Raw genomic sequence first — 16458 nt, 5'->3', positions numbered from 1 at the left:
GTCACGGTACGGCGCGCTCGCCCGTTATCTCGGGGTCAGATTTCTGCTGATCATTCCGACTGCCTGGATTCTCGTCACCGTTGTCTTCTTTCTGATGCGGGTGATCGGTGATCCGATCACGGCGGCCCTCGGTGGCCGCCTTCCTGCCGAACAGATCGCCCAGCGCAAGGCCGAGGCCGGCTACGACCGGCCGATTCTGACGCAGTACTGGGAGTACCTGACCGGCTTGCTGCGTGGCGATTTCGGCCGTTCCGCGACCGACAACCGCGCGATCAGCGATGTTCTGCTCGTCAACGGCGCGGCCACTCTGGAGCTGGCCTTCTGGGCTCTGCTGGTGGCCTTCGCCGTCGGTATCCCGCTCGGGTTCTTCGCCGCTACCCATCGCGACCGGTTCGGCGACGCCTCGTTGCGGATCTTCGCCATCCTCGCGTACGCGGCACCGGTGTTCTTCGTCGGAATGCTGCTCAAGCTGCTGTTCGCAGTCAAGCTCGGTTGGCTCCCGGTGGCCGGACGAGCCAGCACCAATGTGGAACTGGCACTGCAGAACGTCTCGCCCAAGACCAACATCCTGATCGTCGATTCGTTCCTGTACGGCGAATCGAGCTACACCATCGACGTGCTCGAGCACGCTGTGCTGCCTGCTCTCGCTCTCGGCCTGTTGACGGCCGGCGTATTCCTGCGGCTGGTGCGCGTCAACCTGATTCAGACGCTGCAGGCACCGTTCGTCGATGCCGCTCGAGCTCGCGGGTTGAGCGAGGGGACGGTGACGAGACGACACGCGTTTCGCAACGCGATGATCCCCATCGTCACCGTCATCGGCCTGCAGATCGCCGTGCTGCTCGGCGGCGCTGTGCTCACCGAAACCACCTTCGAGTGGCAGGGCCTGGGATACGAACTCGCCCGGTACCTGCAGGCCCGCGATTTTGTTGCGGTGCAAGGCATCGTGACGTTCCTGGCCGTGGTGGTCGCCGTCGTCAGCTTCGTCACCGACGCGATCGTTGCACTCATCGACCCGAGAGTGAGGTTCTGATGAGCACCGAAGTCGTGCTGTCCGACGTACCTCCCACCCGTCCACACCGTCGAGGATTTCCCGGCGTCGCGTTCGTCAAGTCCACCTCGGGATTGCAACGCGTCACGTTGATCGTCGGCTTGGCCCTGATGGTGGGGTTCGTCATCGCGGCGGTGTTCGCGCCGCTTCTCGCGCCGTACGGGTTCTCGCAGACCAGCGATGCCGGGCAGGATTTTGCGCGCCAAGCGGCTCCGTCCGCCGAGCATTGGTTCGGTACCTCGGTCCGCGGCGAGGATGTGTTCTCGCGGGTGATCTACGGTGCCAGAACAGCATTGATGGTGATCGCCTCGTCGTTGATTCTCTCGCTGATCATCGGCGTTCCTCTCGGGCTCGCCTCGGGATACATCGGACGCTGGTTCGACCGCGTGCTCGTTCTGTTCATGGACGCGATGTACGCATTCCCTTCTCTGCTTCTCGCGGTGGTCATCTCGATCGTCGTGGCAGGCGGTCAGTCGTCGAGCTTCGGAGGCATCGCGTCCGCGGCCATCGCCATCACGGCCATCTTCGTCCCGCAGTATTTCCGTGTGGTCCGCAACGCCACGGTAGCGGTCAAGACCGAACCGTACGTCGATGCCGCACGGGTCACCGGCGCAGGCACACCGCGAATCCTGTTCCGCCACATCCTCGCCAACGTGGTGCAGACGCTGCCGGTCATCATCACCCTCAACGGGGCCGAGGCCATCCTGACCCTGGCCGGACTCGGGTTCCTCGGATTCGGCATCGAACCCACCTCCGCCTCGGAATGGGGATACGACATCAACAAGGCCCTGCCCGATATCTCCAACGGCATCTGGTGGACGTCGGTGTTCCCGGGCCTCGGCATCGTGCTGGTGGTTCTCGGTCTGACCATGGTGGGCGAAAGTGCAAGCGAGACACTCAATCCGCTGCTACGCACCCGCAAGAAATTCAAGAAGGCGGTGAAGGTATGACATCGAGCGTTGCGACTCCACGCGAGTCCGCACTGTCGGTGAAGTCGTTGTCCGTCACGTTCCTCACCGATGCCGGCGAGGTCGATGCCGTCACCGAGGTCTCCTTCGAGGTGTATCCCGGTGAGGTATTGGCCGTGGTGGGGGAGTCCGGCTCGGGCAAGTCCGTCAGCGTCCGTTCCGCCATCGGACTGTTGCCCGACACCGCACGCGTCGAGGGACACGTGGTGCTCGGTGGCCAGGACGTGACGAGGCTGAGCAACAAGGCGTGGGCGCAGTTGCGCGGCAACAAGATTTCGATGGTGTTCCAGGAACCGGGCAGTGCTCTGGATCCGCTGTTCACCATCGGATATCAGATCGTCGAGGCACTGCGTGCGCACACCCGCGCGGACGGTAAGCGGATGTCGGCGAAGGATGCCAAAACACGGGCCATCGAATTGTTGACGATGGTGGGCTTGCCCAACCCTGAGCAGCGCTTCTCGTACTACCCGCACGAGCTCTCCGGTGGGCAGAAGCAACGCGTGATGATCGCGATCGCCATCTCGTGTGAGGCGAAGGTCATCATCGCCGACGAGCCGACCACCGCCCTCGACGTCACGGTGCAGGCCGAAATCCTCGAACTGCTACGTGATCTCAAGGATCGGCTCGGCTGCGCCATCGTGCTCATCACCCACAGCATGGGCGTCGTGTCCGATCTGGCGGACCGCGTCGTCGTCATGCAGAACGGTCGCGTCGTCGAGGAAGCGCCGGTGGCGCAGTTGTTCGACGCCCCCGCGGACGACTACACCAAGAAGCTGCTGGCCGCGGTGCCGACTCTCGCTGCGGTGGAGTCGGACAAGACCGTCGACACCTCGGGTGAACCGGTACTGGAGGTGTCGCGGCTGGTGGTGCAGTTCTCCGGTGGTGTCGGCTCCCCGGCGTTCCGGGCGGTCGACGACGTTTCACTCACCATTCACCGCGGCGAGACCCTCGGCTTGGTGGGTGAATCCGGCTCGGGTAAATCGACCATCGGCAGATGTGTTGCGGCACTGCAGAAGCCGACAAGCGGCAGCGTGACGGTGATGGGTCGGAACATTGCCGGCGTCAGTGAACGCAAGCTCAAGCCCCTGCGCAAACGCTTCGGCTTCGTCTTCCAGGACCCGTCGGCGTCACTGAATCCGCGACTGACCGTCGGACAATGTATCGCCGAGCCGATGATCGTGCACAAGTACGGCTCCAAGGATGCGATCGCGGCGAGGACGACCGAACTGCTCGACGCCGTGCAATTGCCGTCGGGCACCGACAAGCGGTACCCGCACGAGCTGTCCGGTGGGCAGCGGCAGCGCGTCAGCCTGGCGCGCGCACTGGTGCTGGGTCCGGATCTGGTGGTGGCGGACGAGCCGACCAGTGCACTCGACGTCTCGGTGCAGGCAGCAGTGCTGGACTTGTTCGAGGCGCTACAGCAGGAATTCGGTTTCGCGTGCCTGTTCATCAGCCACGACCTCGCCGTGGTGGACCGCGTCGCGCATCGTGTGGTGGTGCTGCGCAACGGGGGAATCGTCGAAGAGGGAACGCCGTGGAAGATTCTGCGATCCCCGGAGGCGGACTACACCAAGAAGCTGTTGGCCGCGATTCCCGGCAAGCGCCTGCACACGTGAGTTCTTCTCCTGACCGGGCACTCCGGTACCGTTGGGGCCGCGCCGCACCGGGCGCTGACATGAACTAGTACACAGGCTGGAGCCGAATGACCGAGGAATCCCAACCCACGAGCGCAACTCACTCGGGCGGTGCCTCCTACGCGGCGGCCGGGGTCGACATCGCCGCAGGAGACCGAGCAGTGCAGCTGTTCGCGCCGCTCGCCAAGAAGGCCAGCAGGCCCGAGGTCATGGGCGGTCTCGGCGGTTTCGCCGGTCTCTTCGCACTCAAGGGCGACTACCGTGAGCCGGTCCTGGCGGCCTCGACCGACGGCGTCGGCACCAAGGTCGCCGTGGCGCAGGCCCTCGGAAAGCACGACACACTCGGCCTCGACCTGGTGGCCATGGTCGTCGACGATCTTGTCGTCTGCGGAGCCGAGCCGCTCTTCCTGCAGGACTACATCGCCGTGGGCCGCGTCGTTCCCGAGCAGGTCGCAGAGCTGGTCAAGGGCATCGCCGAGGGCTGCATCATCGCCGGCTGTGCACTGCTCGGCGGCGAGACGGCCGAACACCCGGGGCTGATGGCCGACGGCGATTACGACCTCTCGGCCACGGGCATCGGCGTCGTGGAAGCAGATTCGATCCTCGGCCCCGAGCGGGTGCGTCCCGGTGACGTCGTCATCGGCATGGGATCGTCCGGCCTGCACTCCAACGGATATTCCTTGGCTCGCAAGGTGCTGCTCGAGATCAACCACATGGACCTCGGCGGACACGTCGAGGAGTTCGGCCGCACTCTCGGTGAGGAGCTGCTCGAACCCACCAAGATCTACGCCAAGGACTGCCTCGCGCTCGCAGCCGAGACCGACGTGCGTACGTTCTGCCACGTCACCGGCGGCGGACTCGCCAACAACCTCTCACGCGTGATGCCCGAGGGCCTGGTGGCCGAACTGGACCGCACCACGTGGAGCCCGGCTCCGATCTTCTCGCTGATCGCGCAGCGCGGACGCGTCGAGCGGGCCGAGATGGAGCAGACGTTCAACATGGGTGTCGGCATGGTCGCGATCGTCGCTCCCGAGGACGTCGACCGCGCACTGGCCGTGCTCACCGCACGTCACATCGATTGCTGGACACTGGGCACGGTGAAGAAGGCAACTGGCAAGGACGTTGCCGACGAGCGCGCGCTGTTGCTGGGTAACCACCCGAGGTTCTGATCGGGGCGTTACCGCACGAACAAATGAGGGGGAGCCGCTAAGCGGCTCCCCCTCAGTCGTTCAGTGCACAGTACTAGCGTCGCCAGTCCTCGTACTCGTCTTCCTCGACTCGGGAATGCACATCCGAGTCAGAGTGGATGCCACGATGGGAGTTGGACGAACCACCGGAGAGTTCTTTCTGCAGACTCTCCAAGTCCGTTGTCGGCGAGCTGTACTTGAGCTCACGAGCGACCTTTGTCTGCTTTGCCTTAGCCCTGCCTCGGCCCATGGCGGTGCCCCCTCGCGGACTTGCGGGGCGGCCTGGGGAAATTTGGCGGCCCCGTTAGAGTTGGTATTTCTTCCTGGCACACACTCTAGCGCGCGAATCGCCGCGATGCGCATACGGCACCACGTGTCGGTGGCGGGCGCACCGGCGCGACACGCCCGGGGCAGGGGCCCGCGCTGCCTGTACCTGCGCATATCCGTGCACAGGCAAACTATCTTCGTGATGCGACACGAGAACTACGTGCTGCGCGTCATGGTTTGCGCGACGATTTCAGTGCAGCGGCTGCATCGCGATACACCTTCGGTGCCAGTCCCGGCTCATCGAGCAGTGTCTGTAGTGCGGCTGCATCCTTCCCCTCGAAGAGCATTCGTACCGTCACCCCGTGGTCGGGGATCGACTCCACGGTCACCGCGTCGCCGGCGGCGAAGATACCCGGCTCGAGAACTCGGAAGTACGCACCCACATCGCCGCGTGCAGTGAAGCGGCGAACCCATCCCGACTCGCCCATCCACCGCGCGAACGTGCCGCAGGGCCTGCGAGCGATGGTCGCCTCCAGCGTCACCGTGCCGACTCGCCACCGTGAACCGATCACCACGTCGGTCACCGGCACCCCGCTGGTGCGCAGGTTCTCCCCGAATCGACCCGGCGGAACCGGTGCCCCCAGCTCGTCCGCCCAGTAGCGCGCCTCGTCCTCGTCGTAGACGTACACGGCCTGATCGAGACCGCCGTGGAACTTCGTGTCCCGGCAGTGATCGCCGCCGATGCCCAGCTCGTGGACGTCCACCGGTCCGTCGACGGGTCTCTTGTCGATGCCGCTGTCGACCACCGCTCGGCGTCCCAACGGAACGTCGGCGTGCACGACGCAGACCGCGAGAACGGTCCCGGTCACCGGCCGCGCAGGCGGTCGACGGCAGCGCGACCAGCTTGGACGTCGTCGTAGGACGGGATGGAATCAGGATCGATCGACGCGGCACACGGGCCCGCTTCGAGGGCGGTGTCCACCGGAATCGTTCTCTTGAGAAGAGCGAGAGCGATCGGGCCGAGCTCGAAGTGATCGATGACGGTACCCAGACGCCCGACCGACCGTCCGCCTGCGGTGACCGCATCGCCCGTGCTGGGCCGACCGTCGGCGGAGCCGTCGAGATGCAGCAACACCAGGTGCCGCGGCGGTCGACCGAGGTTGTGGACGCGCGAGACGGTCTCCTGGCCGCGGTAGCAGCCCTTCTCCAGGTGCACGGCACCGAACTCGGCGGCACTGCCGATCCAGCGAACCTCGTGCGGAATGGTCTTCTCGTCGGTGTCCACGCCCACGCGCGGACGCAACGATTCCACCCGCAACGCGTCGAACGCCCAGGTTCCGGCCGGGGCGGCACCGGCATCGCGCAGGCGGAGGAACCACTCGGTGAGGTGTGCGCGGGGGATCACCACGTCGTACGAGTTCTGACCGGGCCACGGCATCCGCCGAACGAATCCGCCGCCGTCGATCGCCGACGCACCGTAGATCTCGCTCGGAGCCGGCACACCGGCCTTGTCGAGGACCGACGCCGCGTCGGATCCCAGGACGGTGAGAACGGCCACATCGTCGGCCTCGCGGGGTTCGGCTTTCGCCCAGAACACCATCTTCTTCAGAAACGACAGCAGATCGGGGCCCGCGGCCCGCTCGGTATCGATGTACGTGACGCCGTCCAGGTCGGTCTGGACGAAGTGGTGCTCGATGCGGCCGTTGACGTCCAGGCTCAGGTTCTCGGCCGAGCTACCGTCGGGCAGGTTCGAGACGAGTTGGCTCGAGATCGTGTTCAACCAGCTCAGGCGTTCGTCTCCGCTGATGGCGAGGACGAAGCGATGGGATCGATCGATGACGGCGGCTCCACTGACGGCGTCGCGCTGTTCGCCGAACGGATTGCCGTAGTGCCAGGCCACCCCGGCGTCGACGCTGTCGTCCGGGGATGGAACGGCACCGGGAAGAGTGAGAAGAGGACTTGGACTGATCGTCACGGAATCGGACACCACTCCATAGTAGGAGCCTGGGGAGTCCGACGTTTTACCTACGTGCAACGCGTGCGATATCCGTGGGCGATTTCCCCTGTCTAGGTTTCGAGCCGTGAAAGCTCTGAGACACCCGGCAGCACAAATAGGTTTGGCAGCGATCGGCGGAATCGTGTTCGGTCTGATCGTGGGTGACTGGGCCGCGAACCTGAAGTTCGTCGGCGATCTGTTCATCCGCCTGATCCAGATGTCGATCGTGCCGCTGGTGATGGCATCGGTGATCGTGGCGACGGGATCCATGTCCGGAACAGGTACCGGCAAGATCGCGGTGCGAACGTTCAAGTGGATGATCGGCTTCTCGTTCGTGGCCGCTGTGCTGGCGTGGCTGCTGAGCGTTCTCATCCGGCCGGGTGCAGGCATGGAATTCACTGCGCAACTCGACCCGAGCCTGGAAGAGAGCGCGAGCGAGGCGCTCGGCTGGCAGGACACTTTGCTCAACTTCGTCTCGACCAATGTCTTCAGCGCGATGTCCACCGCGACGATGGTTCCGATCATCGTGTTCTCGTTGCTCTTCGGAATTGCGCTGCGCAGCCACATCACCAAGACGGGCGACACCGGCGTACTGACGTTCATGGATCAGATTCAGCAGATCGTCCTGACGATGATTCGTCTGGTCATGACCATCGCTCCGGTCGGTGTCTTCTGTCTCCTCGCCGCTCTCGCCGGAGACGTCGGATTCTCTGTCGTCTCGACCGCGTTGAGCTACTTGGGGACCACCCTGCTCGGAGTACTGATTCTCTTCGCACTGTTCGTGATCGTGGTGACGGTACGAACCCGGTTGGATCCGAGAAGCTTGCCGAGCAAGCTCACCGAGCAGACGGCCATTGCTGTTACCACCACGAGCTCTGCAGTCACCTTCCCGACCGTTCTGAAGAACACCGTGGAGAAGGTGGGCGTCAGTCAGAAGGTCGCGAACTTCACGCTGTCGATCGGACTCACCATGGGTTCGTACGGCGCGGTCCTCAACTACATGATCGTCGTGATGTTTCTTGCACAGGCGGGCGACGTCGATCTGAGTGTCGGTCAGATTGCCCTCGGTATGGGTCTGGCGATCCTGCTGAACATGGGCACGATCACGGTGCCGGGTGGATTCCCGGTGATCGCGATGTTCCTGGCAACGTCGTTGGACCTGCCGTTCGAAGCGGTCGGCCTGTTGATCGCCGTGGACTGGTTCGCCGGAATCTTCCGCACCTTCCTCAACGTCAACGGCGACACGTTCGTCGCGATGTTGGTGGCCAACGCCGACGACGAGATCGACCGTGACGTCTACAACGGAACCAAGACGGTCGTCGCCGAGGACATCGACCTCGACGAGTACCGCGACGTGATGGCGCAGGCAGATCGAGCCGACTGACCGTCTAGCTCTACAGTGACGGCCATGGCCGATTCGGTAGTGGTGACGTTGGACGGCCGAGTGCACGACGCCGGGCAGCCGTTGTTGTTCGCCGACGACCTGGCTGCCGTACGCGGCGACGGGGTGTTCGAGACATTGCTCGTGCGGGGCGGCGCTGCCTGCGCCGTGGAGTTGCACCTGGCCCGTCTGGCGGCATCGGCGACGGCACTGGAACTGCCTGCTCCCGATCTGGACGAGTGGCGAACCGTGATCGACAAGTCCGTCGGTCTCTGGACCGAGGGCTCGGTGGACGAGGCCGTGCTCCGGTTGGTACTCAGTCGGGGACGCGAAAGCGGCGGAGAGCCGACGGCGTTCGTAACGGTGGGGCCCCTTCCCGAGCGGGTGCGGACAGCGCGTGCGAACGGGGTGTCGGTGATCACGCTCGATCGAGGCTATTCGGTCGAGTTCTCGGCGACTGCGCCGTGGCAGCTCGCCGGCGCGAAAACACTGTCGTACGCGACGAACATGGCAGCACTGCGGCACGCGTCAGCACAGGGGGTCGACGACGTCATCTACCTGAGCAGCGAGGGGCGGGTACTGGAAGGTCCACGGTCCACGGTGGTGCTCGCGCGCGGTAAGACACTCGTCACACCGTCGGTGGAGCAGGGCATCCTGGCCGGAACCACCGTCGCCGGGTTGTTCCAGGTTGCCGAGGCGGCCGGCTGGACCTGCGAGCACGGGCATCTGTACCCAGCGGATCTCATTGCGGCAGATAGCGTTTGGTTGGTCTCGAGTGTCACCCTCGCGGCGCGGGTGACGGCGATGAACGGCGTTGTTCTCGGTCGTCCCGGGAGCGGCGAAGAGGTGGCCGAGATGGTCGATCGAGCCGTGGAAGTCGCTGCCACGCGATAGGTGCCCAACGACCCTGCCGAAAGACTCTTCCCTACTACTACTCGTAGTAGTACATTCGAATCAGTAGCGGGCCAATGCCCTGACCTGCGGTGTTGCCCGTCACAGCTCGGGTGGAAGAGTTCGGAGTATCGATGGACGCGTTGGATGTCTCGCGGTGGCAGTTCGGTATCACCACGGTTTACCACTTCATTCTCGTACCTCTCACGATCGGCCTCGCGCCGATGGTGGCCGCCATGCAGACCATGTGGGTGATCACCGGCAAGGACTCCTGGTATCGGCTCACCAAGTTCTTCGGCAAGCTGTTCCTCATCAACTTCGCGCTCGGCGTCGCGACCGGAATCGTCCAGGAATTCCAATTCGGGATGAACTGGAGCGAATACTCGCGCTTCGTCGGTGACGTGTTCGGTGCGCCACTCGCGCTCGAGGGACTGGTGGCATTCTTCCTCGAGTCCACGTTCCTCGGGCTGTGGATCTTCGGGTGGAGCAGACTCCCCAAACTCGTTCACTTGGCGACGATCTGGCTCGTTGCCATCGGCGTGAACGCCTCTGCCTTCTTCATCATCGCAGCCAACTCCTGGATGCAGCATCCCGTCGGCGCGATCTACAACGAGGAGACCGGCCGCGCCGAGCTCACCGATATCTGGGCGCTGCTCACCAACAACACTGCGCTGGCGGCCTTTCCGCACGCCGTTGCGGGTGCATTCCTCACCGCCGCAACTTTCGTCGCCGGCATCTCCGGTTGGTGGATGGTGCGGGAGGCACGCAAGAAGAAGCTGGACAGCCCGGCCACTGGGGTCACTCCGCAGGCTCCGCTCTCCGATAAAGGGGTCACTCCGCAGGCTCCGCTCCCGGCAACCGACTCGCGCACGATGTTCCGATCTGCAGCGCGCATGTCCTTCATCGTCATGATCGTCGCAGGCGGCGCACTCGCCATCACCGGAGACGTTCAGGGCAAGCTCATGTTCGAGCAGCAGCCGATGAAGATGGCATCCGCAGAATCGTTGTGCGACACAGAAACCGGAGCCAGTTTCTCGCTCTTGACCGTGGGTACCCACAACAACTGCGAATCCGTGGTGCACCTCATCTCGATTCCCGGCCTCACCTCGTTCCTGGCGGAGAACGATTTCGGTGCCACCGTGCAGGGCGTCAACCAACTACAGGACCAGTACGAGCAGCAATTCGGCCCGGGCAACTACAAGCCCAACCTGTTCGTCACGTACTGGGCATTCCGGATGATGATCGGACTGGCCGCAGGCTCGGCCCTGCTCGCCGTCGCGGGATTGTGGGTCACCAGAGGTGGTCGGATTCCCGACCAGAAGTGGTTCTCGTGGTTGTCGCTGCTGGCCATTCCGACCCCGTTCCTGGCCAACAGTGCCGGCTGGATCTTCACCGAAATGGGCCGTCAGCCATGGGTTGTCGCGCCGAATCTTTCGGGAGTCGACCAGATCCGGCTCACCGTCGATCAAGGCGTCTCCGACCATCCCGTCGGCCTCGTCGTCGCATCGCTTGTAACGTTCACACTGCTCTACGCCGCTCTCGGGGGCGTCTGGTTCTACCTGCTTCGACGCTACGTCGTCGAAGGACCTCTCGACCACGACGCGCACCCGCACGTCGATCCACCGGATTCGGAAGACGAAGAGCCCAAACAGCTCTCGTTCGCGTACTAGGGGATAGTCATGTCACTGCCCGAATTCTGGTTCCTCATCATCGCTTTCTTCTTCGTCGGCTACTTCGTGCTCGAAGGCTTCGACTTCGGCGTCGGCATGCTCATGCCCATTCTGGGCAGGCACCCGGACGCCGCGACGGGTGAGAAGCGCAGGCGCGCCGTCCTGAACACGATCGGTCCGGTCTGGGACGGCAACGAAGTCTGGCTCATCACCGCAGGCGGTGCCCTCTTCGCAGCGTTCCCCGAGTGGTACGCCACGTTGTTCTCGGGCTTCTACCTGCCGCTGTTGTTGATCCTGGTGGCGCTGATCCTGCGCATCTGCGCCATCGAATGGCGCGGAAAGATCGACGACCCGGTGTGGCGTCGACGCTGCGACATCGGAATCGGCATCGGCTCGTGGGTTCCGGCGGTGCTGTGGGGCGTCGCGTTCGCCAACATCGTGCGCGGAGTCGCGATCGACGAGAACAAGAAGGTCACCGCAGGGTTCTTCGACCTGCTCAACCCGTACGCATTGCTCGGCGGAGTAACGATGGCCGTGGTGTTCGCACTGCACGGTGCCGTGTTCATCGCGCTCAAGACCTCCGGGGATGTACACGAGGACTCGGTGAAAATGGCAGCGTGGCTGTCGGTTCCGGCAGTGCTCGTCGGTGGAGCCTTCGCACTGTGGACACAACTCGCGTACGGGAAGACCTGGACCTGGGCACTCGTCGCGGTGGCAGCAGTAGCGCTGCTGCTCGTCGTCGCGCTGACGGCGAAAGTACGCGAAGGCTGGGCCTTCGTCTTCACCAGCATCGCCATCGTCGCCGTCGTCGTGCTGCTGTTCGCCTCCCTGTTCCCCAACGTCATGCCGTCCAGCACGGACGCCGCCTTCGATCTCACCATCGCGAACGCGTCGTCCAGCCCGTACACGCTGAAGGTGATGACGTGGGCCGCGGCCTTCGCTGCCCCCGTCGTCATCGGTTACCAGGCCTGGACGTACTGGGTCTTCCGGCAACGCATTTCGAGCGCACAGATACCGGACTCGATCGGACTGACGGTGAAGTCGTGAGCGCACCCGCTCGCTCACGGGCACCGGTCGATCCCAGACTGTGGAAGTACTCTCGCTCCGCGCGGGGCTACCTCGTGACGACGGTCGGACTGTCGACCGTCGTCACCCTGTGCATCATCGTGAGCGCGCTTGCCATCGGCCGCGTTCTGGCGGGCGTCATCACCGACCCGACGGCCAGATCGTTGTCCGACTGGACCACGGAACTGGTGGTCCTGGGATGTGCGATGGCAGTTCGCGTGCTTGCGGCCGGAGCCCAGTCTCGATACGCGCACCGGTCGGCATCGCGAGTGGTGGCCGAGCTGGAGCTCGAAGTGCTCACGACCGCAACTCGTTTCGAGCCTAGGGAACTCGACTCCGAACGTGAAGAGCTGGCGGTCGTCGTGACTCGCGCCATCGGCGGATTGCGGGCGTACCTGATCGGCTACGTACCGGCGCTGGTGCTGGCCGTCATCGTCACCCCGTTGGTCCTGGTCGTCATCCTGACCCAGGACGTGACATCGGCGGTGATCATTGCGGTGACCCTGCCGCTCATCCCGATCTTCATGATCCTGATCGGACTGCTGACCAAGGGGCGAGCGGCTGCGACGCTCACCACGATGACCCGGCTGTCGGCGCAGTTGCTCGACCTGTTGGCCGGTCTGCCGACATTGCGCGCACTGGGGCGCGAACACGGGCCCGCCGCCCGCATCCGGGCGCTGGGCGATGCACATCGGCGAACGACGATGCGCGCGTTGAAGGTTGCCTTCCTCTCGTCGATGGTTCTCGAACTGCTCGCGACCCTGTGTGTCGCGCTGGTGGCCGTCGGTATCGGACTGCGGCTGGTATTCGGGGAGATGACACTCGAGGCAGGCATCGTCGCGTTGATCCTCGCGCCCGAGGTGTACTTTCCACTCCGGTCCGTGGGCACTCAATTCCATGCGGCCGAGGACGGCGTCGAGGCCGCGGGCCGAGCATTCCGCGTGTTGGACCGCCGGACGGTTCGGCCGAGTGGTGGTCGAACGGTCGACGCCTCGGCCGCGAACATCGAACTCGACGGACTCACTGTCACGAGTCGAGACGGCGAGGCTCCGGCAGAGCTCAGTGCAGTGTGCCGAGCGGGCACCGTCACGGTACTGACCGGACCGAACGGCGCAGGCAAATCGACTGCACTACAAGCAATCCTGGGACTGACAACGCCTTCGAGCGGCGCGGTGAGAATAGGGGGAGTGCCGGTGGCCGAACTCGACCTCGACCAGTGGTGGGCGCAGGTTGCCTGGCTTCCGCAGCGGCCGGTGTTGTTGCCCGGCACGCTGTACGAGAACGTCACCCTGCACGGAGTGCCCAATTCGGATGCTTTGATTGCGGCGTGCCGTTCGGCCGGCTTCGACGAGGTTCTCCGAGATCATCCGGCCGGCTGGGACACCTGCGTCGGTCAGGGCGGAGTGGGGCTGTCGCTCGGCGAACTGCAGCGCCTCGCCCTCACCCGGACCTTCGTCTCGAATGCTTCGGTGATGGTGCTGGACGAGCCGACCGCACACCTCGACTCGGCGCGGGAAAAGACTGTGCTGCAGGCTGTTCGGGCCGCGGCCGACCGAGGAGTCACCGTGGTGATGGTGGGTCACCGGCGGTCGGTGTTGCATGCCGCCGACCGAGTCGTCGAGGTGCGCAGTGACGCGACTCTGCAGCCGAAGGTCGATCATGTCTGATCTGCGTCGGGCGTTGGCGTTGTTGGAGCTCTCCCCGCGGCGGGTAGCGGTGGCCGTGGCCGCCGGGGTGGCGACCCTCGGGAGTGCGCTGGCTCTGGCCGCGCTCTCGGCATGGTTGATCACCCGAGCCTGGCAGATGCCACCCGTGCTCGATCTGTCCGTGGCAGTGGTAGCCGTTCGGGCGCTGGGCATTTCGCGGGGTGTGTTCCGATATCTGGAACGACTGTCCACACACGATGCGGCACTGCGCGGTACGACGGCAGCTCGCACCGGAATCTACGAGAGGTTGGCGAACGGAAACGGTGCGATCCACCTGCGGCGCGGTGACGTTCTCGCGCGCACCGGAGCAGACGTGGACGTGCTCGGCGACGTCGTCGTGCGGGCCGTGGTGCCCATCTGTGTCAGCGTCGTGATGATGTTCGCGGCGGTGGGCCTGCTCGCCGGCATCGCGCCTGCTGCCGCGTCGATCATGGCAGTGGCGTTGCTGATCGCCGGAGTGGGCGCACCGATGCTGGCGGCGCGGTCGGCGAGGATCGCCGAAGAGGCCGGTGCCGACGCCGACGCGCGGTTCGCGGAGTCGGCCGTCCGCGCCCTCGACCATGCTGCGGAACTACGGGTCGCCGGGCGACTGGACGCAACACTGGCCGAAGCTCGAAGCGCAGCAGAGGATTCGGTGGTTGCCCGGGACCGCGCCGCCCGTCCGTCGGCCATGGCCGACGCCGCTGGGCCGCTGTCGATCGGAGCGTCGGTGATCGGGTCCTTGCTCGTCGGAATCGGTCTGTACGGACCGGACGGAGGCACCGCCGGCGGTATGACGCCGATGGCACTGGCGATCATCGTGCTGGTTCCGCTGGCTGCGTTCGAGGCGACTGCCGCGCTCCCCGGGGCGGCTGTCGCGCTGATGCGCGGCCGAATCGCAGCCACCCGAATCATGGCGATGCTCGATGCGGCTCCGCCGCATGTGAGCAGAACTTCGACCCCTGCTACGAACTTCCGCGCACATGCGCGAAGCGCAGTCATCGGCCCCAGTGGATCCGGGAAAACGACGATGTTGCGCGCACTTGCCGAGGAATACGGCTCGGACGCAGCGCTGTTCGCCGAGGATGCGCATCTGTTCGACACCTCGATTCTGGAGAATCTGCGGGTGGTACGCGGCGACGTGAACGAGGAGGAAGCAGCGAAGGCGCTGCGAAAAGTCGGCCTCGGCTCGTGGCTCGACGCGATGCCCCTCGGTGTCAACACAACTCTGGTGGGCGGCGCACAGGCGGTGTCCGGGGGAGAGCGGCGCAGGCTGCTGCTCGCGCGCGCTCTGCTCGGTACCGCACCGATCGTGCTGCTGGACGAGCCGACGGAACACCTCGACAGAGTCTCCGGGATGCGAATACTGCGCGAGCTGCTCACCACCGACGGCGGCCTGTTCGGTGCCGACCGAACCGTAGTGGTCGTCACCCATCAATTGCCGGAGAACACCGATGCCGACCAGGTGATCGATCTCGGAGCAGACCCGAAGAAAAAACACTTTGCCGACTCGGAATCTCCGGCGTACGTTGGGAGTACACGAGAGAGGAGGTGGTCTGAAGTTGATGAATTCTAGGACGCGTGAGGTGGCTGTCAGCTAGCCGCTATCGCTGACGGATTCACTGCGAAGACCGCGCGAGCGGCAAGCGAATCCCAGGCAGCTACCCGGCCCCCGAGCCCCCGACCTGTCCGGTCGGGACCTGAAAGCAGGTATGGCTCGGGGGCCGTTCGCGTGCGAGCAGAAAGAAAGATTCAGCCGATGTAGCGAGAGAGCCGCGCGGACAACCGCGGTGCGAGTGGGCCGTCGGCGACGACACGTTCCTCGACGTACGCCAGATCTCCACCCTCGACGATGCCGTAGAGCCGCTTCGCCCCGCCGACCAGCGCACCCGAGGTGCTGCGGATGACGACGTCGGTGGCGAGTTCCCAGGAGGACTTGGTGAGTGCGTGTCCGTAATACAGTTCGACCACACCGGTGCTGTGGGTCAGCAGGAGCTCGATGACCTCTTCGTTCTCGGAACCCTTGACGCCGTGGCCGCCGCTGACGCGCCAGAATCCGGTCTCGCGGAGGTCGGGGTGAGCGTAGTTGCCGTCGGAGTCCAGCCGCCAGGAGCGCGATTCCCAGCTCAGGTAGCTGCCGCCGTCGTGGGTGATGACGATCTGCTGTCCGAAGAGGTAGTCGGTTCCCAGTTCGGGGTCGTGCCCCTCGCCCTCACCGCGCCAGACACCGACGAGTGGCAACAGGGCCAGCATCGACGGGTTCAGATCGGGACCGAGCCGCAGGTTGGCGGTGTCGTCGGGATGGGGGATATCGGGCAGTACCGGGACGTTGCGCAACGATGCCTCGGCGAACTTCTGTTCGGCCGCCGCTATCGCTTCGTCGCCACTGGTGATGGGGGCGTTTCGTCCCTCGTCAGTACTGCCGGGTTGCCCCGCAACCGGATCCGTCACGACTCGTCGTTGACCAGTCGGTAGACGACGTAGAGCGAGAACGCGATGATGGCAATTGCCGCAAGCGCAAGCAATACCTCGAAGAAGATGACCACGGGATCGAGTTTAACCCGCGTAGTTTCCCTTCGAGAACAGCGGCCCGAATCCGACGTGTGTCCTTGGTGACATCTACCCAACTTCGGGGTCGTCAGTGCGCTGGATCTCTCGTATTGGTG

14 protein-coding genes are annotated in these 16458 nt (G+C 64.6%); 10 read left to right on the top strand and 4 right to left on the bottom strand.

Features of this window, described 5'->3' with window-relative positions; all coding sequences use genetic code 11:
* Positions 1–43 precede the first annotated feature (43 nt).
* From CH286_RS04295 to purM, 4 genes are all read left to right on the top strand, one after another.
* Positions 44–1030 carry an ABC transporter permease gene (locus CH286_RS04295; RefSeq protein ID WP_165712949.1) on the top strand — a complete coding sequence of 329 codons (987 nt, stop codon included), beginning with the start codon at positions 44–46 and terminating at the stop codon, positions 1028–1030.
* Complete coding sequence (locus tag CH286_RS04290) at positions 1030–1998, top strand: ABC transporter permease (protein ID WP_032376376.1); 969 nt, start codon at positions 1030–1032, stop codon at positions 1996–1998. The genes CH286_RS04295 and CH286_RS04290 overlap by 1 nt, the downstream gene beginning before the upstream one ends.
* The gene (locus tag CH286_RS28355; RefSeq protein ID WP_094608450.1) at positions 1995–3632 is read left to right on the top strand and encodes an ABC transporter ATP-binding protein; all 1638 of its coding nucleotides are present in this window, start codon (positions 1995–1997) and stop codon (positions 3630–3632) included. The genes CH286_RS04290 and CH286_RS28355 overlap by 4 nt, the downstream gene beginning before the upstream one ends.
* 86 nt (positions 3633–3718) lie before the next feature.
* Positions 3719–4819, top strand: a complete 1101-nt coding sequence (gene purM, locus CH286_RS04280) for a phosphoribosylformylglycinamidine cyclo-ligase (protein ID WP_032376541.1) — start codon at positions 3719–3721, stop codon at positions 4817–4819.
* 73 nt (positions 4820–4892) lie between these two features.
* Here the strand turns inward: purM and CH286_RS04275 are convergent, their stop codons facing one another.
* From CH286_RS04275 to ygfZ, 3 genes are all read right to left on the bottom strand, one after another.
* On the bottom strand, positions 4893–5087 hold the full coding sequence (locus CH286_RS04275; RefSeq protein ID WP_008719426.1) for a DUF3073 domain-containing protein: 195 nt from the start codon (positions 5085–5087) through the stop codon (positions 4893–4895).
* Positions 5088–5334: 247 nt separating this feature from the next.
* Positions 5335–5973 (bottom strand): MOSC domain-containing protein, encoded by a 639-nt coding sequence (locus CH286_RS04270; RefSeq protein ID WP_094608449.1) that lies wholly within the window; start codon positions 5971–5973, stop codon positions 5335–5337.
* Entirely contained in the window at positions 5970–7091 is a 1122-nt protein-coding gene (gene ygfZ, locus CH286_RS04265) for a CAF17-like 4Fe-4S cluster assembly/insertion protein YgfZ (protein WP_094608550.1), read from the bottom strand. The genes CH286_RS04270 and ygfZ overlap by 4 nt, the downstream gene beginning before the upstream one ends.
* 94 nt (positions 7092–7185) lie before the next feature.
* On the opposite strand from ygfZ, the gene CH286_RS04260 reads away from it, so the two are divergent.
* From CH286_RS04260 to CH286_RS04235, 6 genes are all read left to right on the top strand, one after another.
* Positions 7186–8484 (top strand): dicarboxylate/amino acid:cation symporter, encoded by a 1299-nt coding sequence (locus CH286_RS04260; protein ID WP_032405772.1) that lies wholly within the window; start codon positions 7186–7188, stop codon positions 8482–8484.
* A 24-nt stretch (positions 8485–8508) separates the two neighbouring features.
* Entirely contained in the window at positions 8509–9375 is an 867-nt protein-coding gene (locus tag CH286_RS04255; RefSeq protein ID WP_094608448.1) for an aminodeoxychorismate lyase, read from the top strand.
* 131 nt (positions 9376–9506) lie between these two features.
* Entirely contained in the window at positions 9507–11042 is a 1536-nt protein-coding gene (locus tag CH286_RS04250) for a cytochrome ubiquinol oxidase subunit I (RefSeq protein WP_094608549.1), read from the top strand.
* A 9-nt stretch (positions 11043–11051) separates the two neighbouring features.
* Positions 11052–12089 carry a cytochrome d ubiquinol oxidase subunit II gene (cydB, locus tag CH286_RS04245; protein ID WP_032405774.1) on the top strand — a complete coding sequence of 346 codons (1038 nt, stop codon included), beginning with the start codon at positions 11052–11054 and terminating at the stop codon, positions 12087–12089.
* Complete coding sequence (gene cydD / locus CH286_RS04240) at positions 12086–13774, top strand: thiol reductant ABC exporter subunit CydD (RefSeq protein WP_094608447.1); 1689 nt, start codon at positions 12086–12088, stop codon at positions 13772–13774. Before cydB ends, cydD begins: the two co-directional genes overlap by 4 nt.
* Positions 13767–15368 carry an ATP-binding cassette domain-containing protein gene (locus CH286_RS04235; protein ID WP_094608446.1) on the top strand — a complete coding sequence of 534 codons (1602 nt, stop codon included), beginning with the start codon at positions 13767–13769 and terminating at the stop codon, positions 15366–15368. The genes cydD and CH286_RS04235 overlap by 8 nt, the downstream gene beginning before the upstream one ends.
* 176 nt (positions 15369–15544) lie before the next feature.
* Here the strand turns inward: CH286_RS04235 and CH286_RS04230 are convergent, their stop codons facing one another.
* Positions 15545–16186 carry an FABP family protein gene (locus CH286_RS04230; protein ID WP_052064779.1) on the bottom strand — a complete coding sequence of 214 codons (642 nt, stop codon included), beginning with the start codon at positions 16184–16186 and terminating at the stop codon, positions 15545–15547.
* Between the last annotated feature and the right edge of the window lie 272 nt (positions 16187–16458).

The sequence above is a fragment of the Rhodococcus sp. WWJCD1 genome (assembly GCF_002258735.1).
In the GTDB taxonomy this organism is placed as follows: Bacteria; Actinomycetota; Actinomycetes; order Mycobacteriales; family Mycobacteriaceae; genus Rhodococcoides.
The sequence above is the reverse complement of the archived record's forward strand: the minus strand, read 5'-3'. Positions and strand labels throughout refer to the sequence as shown.